The sequence below is a fragment of the Mesorhizobium sp. WSM4807 genome, from assembly GCF_055811615.1.
Genome location: NZ_JBVVQY010000084.1, coordinates 1 through 2,772, shown reverse-complemented (window position 1 = coordinate 2,772; position 2,772 = coordinate 1). Strand labels below are relative to the sequence as shown.

The window sequence follows — 2,772 nt, the reverse complement described above, 5'->3', positions numbered from 1 at the left end:
CGGTCACGGCAGTCGAGGATGTATCCGTCGATGTGAAGCCGGGAGAGTTCCTCTCGCTCCTCGGGCCCTCGGGTTCCGGCAAGACGACCCTCTTGATGATGATCGCGGGTTTTGAGCTTCCATCTGCGGGTCTCATCGAGATCGGTGCGACCGATGTAACGCATGTTGCTCCCAACAAGCGCAATGTCGGGATGGTGTTCCAGAAATATGCCCTTTTCCCGCACATGTCGGTGAAAGACAACGTCGCCTTCCCCCTGCGTATGCGCAAAATCGATCGCGCGCAGATCGAGCGGCGGGTCGGCGAGGCGCTCGTCATGGTCCAGCTCGACGCCTACGGCAGCCGGATGCCGACCCAATTGTCCGGCGGCCAGCAGCAGCGAGTTGCCCTCGCGAGGGCGCTGGTCTTCGAGCCCCCGGTTCTCCTGATGGATGAGCCCCTCGGCGCGCTCGACAAGAAACTCCGCGAACAGTTGCAGATCGAGATCAAGATGCTTCAGCAGCGGCTTGGTGTCACTGTGATCTATGTAACCCACGATCAGGAGGAAGCGCTGACTATGTCCGACCGCATCGCGGTCATGGACAAGGGCCGGGTCGCCCAGATCGGCAGCCCCGCCAGCCTTTATAGCGAGCCCGCCTCTCCGTTTGTCGCGGAATTCATCGGCAAGATGAACTTCCTGCCGGTCGAATATCTGGGATCCGAGAAGGCCGGCCACCAGATCAGGGTCACCGACGCCTCGATGCTCAGCGTGACGCGCTCGCTCAACGGACACGCCTTTGAGCTTTCTCCCGGACTGCCGCTGCAGGCCGCGATCCGGCCGGAGAACATCTCCCTTGCCGCACGCGGCTCCGGCGGCCAGGACGCCATCGCCGGTACGGTGGACACCTCAATTTATCTCGGCACACACCAGATTCTTCTGGTCAACATTGACGGACGAAGCGGTCCGCCGCTGCATATCCAGGCGCCGGCAAGCGGTGATCTGTCGGCCTTCGCACGCGGCGATGCGGTCGACATTGTGTTCCAAACCAATGCCATTCACCTTTTTTCAGGCAGGGCGACTGCCAATGACTAGCCTCGAGGCAGGACCTGCAACTTCGACCATGGCGACGCGTTCGCGCCTGTTCCTGGTCACCGGAACCAGTGGCAGGTACCCTCCGCTCCTGACGGCATTGCTGCTGCTGCCCCTCGTTCTGCTCCTCATCTTCAGCTTCCTTTACCCAGTTGGTAGAATGCTCGTCGGCAGCCTCTTCGACCCCGGTCTCACCCTCGGCAACTATGTCCGCATCTTCACCGAACCGCTTTATCTGAAGGTTCTGCTGCGCACGCTCTGGATCGCATTCGCCACAACGCTCGGCGCCTTCATCCTTGGATATCCCGTTGCCTACGGGATGGTGCGCGCTGGCAGCAAGCTCACGCTCTGGATCGCGGCCTGCGTGCTGATCCCGTTATGGACCTCCGTCCTTGTGCGGTCCTATGCCTGGATCATACTGTTGCAGCGGAAAGGCGTCATCAATGACATCCTCATCGGAACCGGCATTCTCGAACAGCCGCTCAAGCTGATCTATACGGAAGGCGCAGTTATCGTCGCCATGACACATGTGATGCTGCCGTTCATGATCCTGCCCATCTACAGCGCGCTAAGGACCATTCCAAAGGAACTGCCTCAGGCCGCCGCAAACTTGGGCGCTGGGGTATTCACCACGTTTTTCCAAATCACCTTGCCGCTCAGCCTGCCTGGCGTGTTCGCGGGCACGCTGATGACTTTCATCCTGGCGCTCGGTTTCTACGTCACGCCAGCCCTCGTGGGCGGGCCCCAAACGCTAATGATGGCGACGTTGATCGGACAGCAGACGACGGTTCTGCTCGACTGGCCGTTCGCGGGCGCGCTGGCGACGGTTCTTCTTTTGGTAACCTTAGTCCTCACTTTCATGTTCCGCAGGGTCCTGGCCACCTCTGGAGGATTCGGCAATGTCTGAGATCATCGCCATCAGCCAGGAGCGCCCGTTTCGTCCTCTTGCGCTCGGCAAGATCGCCGCGGGCCTCCTTGTTGCGCTCGTCCTGTTCTTCCTGATTCTGCCCACGCTGATCGTCATACCGATCTCGTTCGGTAGTGCTCCCTATATCGAGTTTCCGCCCTCTGGGCTGACTCTGCACTGGTACGCCGAGTATTTCAGTGACCCTGACTGGATCGCTGCGACGCTTTTCAGCCTGCGCATTGCCTTCTTCACCACCATTTCAGCGACGATCATCGGAACTCTCGCTGCTGTCGCCCTGGTCCGGGGCGACCTGCCGGGGAAATCGCTTATTTTCGGTTTGGCACTCAGCCCCCTGATTGTTCCCCACATCATTATCGCGATCGCGCTCTATCTGTTCTTCGCGCCGCTTCGCCTGACGGGGAATTTCTTCGGTTTTCTGCTGGCGCACACTATGCTGACGGTGCCCTATGTGGTCGTGTCCGTCTCCGCATCGCTTCAACGCTTCGACCCCACACTCGAAATGGCTGCCCTTAATTGCGGGGCCGGACGCGGCCGCGCCTTCTTCGAGATTGTCCTGCCACAAATCACCCCCGGCGTGATCGCCGGCGCGGTTTTTGCTTTCGTCTCCTCGTTCGATGAGGCGACTGTGGCCTTCTTCATTTCGGGCATTGAGGGCAAGACAATAACCAGGAAGCTGTTCGAGGATATCGACTTCAACCTTACGCCGGTTATCGCCGTTGTCTCCACGATCATCGTCGCCATGACGTTCCTATTGATGGGTACGATACGCCTCGCCCA

At 59.8% G+C, this 2,772-nt stretch carries 3 protein-coding genes; all 3 read left to right on the top strand.

Translation table 11 applies throughout. From position 1 onward, the window contains the following. Window positions 1-1,070, top strand: a 1,070-nt coding sequence (locus AC0L3N_RS33715; RefSeq protein ID WP_473551993.1) for an ABC transporter ATP-binding protein, incomplete at its 5' end; no start/stop codon positions are given. A gap of 28 nt (window positions 1,071-1,098) precedes the next feature. Next, a complete protein-coding gene (locus tag AC0L3N_RS33710; RefSeq protein WP_473551990.1) occupies window positions 1,099-1,974 on the top strand; it encodes an ABC transporter permease in 876 nt (291 codons plus the stop codon). After that, window positions 1,967-2,772: ABC transporter permease (locus AC0L3N_RS33705; protein ID WP_473551988.1), on the top strand; the 806-nt coding region annotated here is incomplete at its 3' end. The genes AC0L3N_RS33710 and AC0L3N_RS33705, both read left to right, overlap by 8 nt.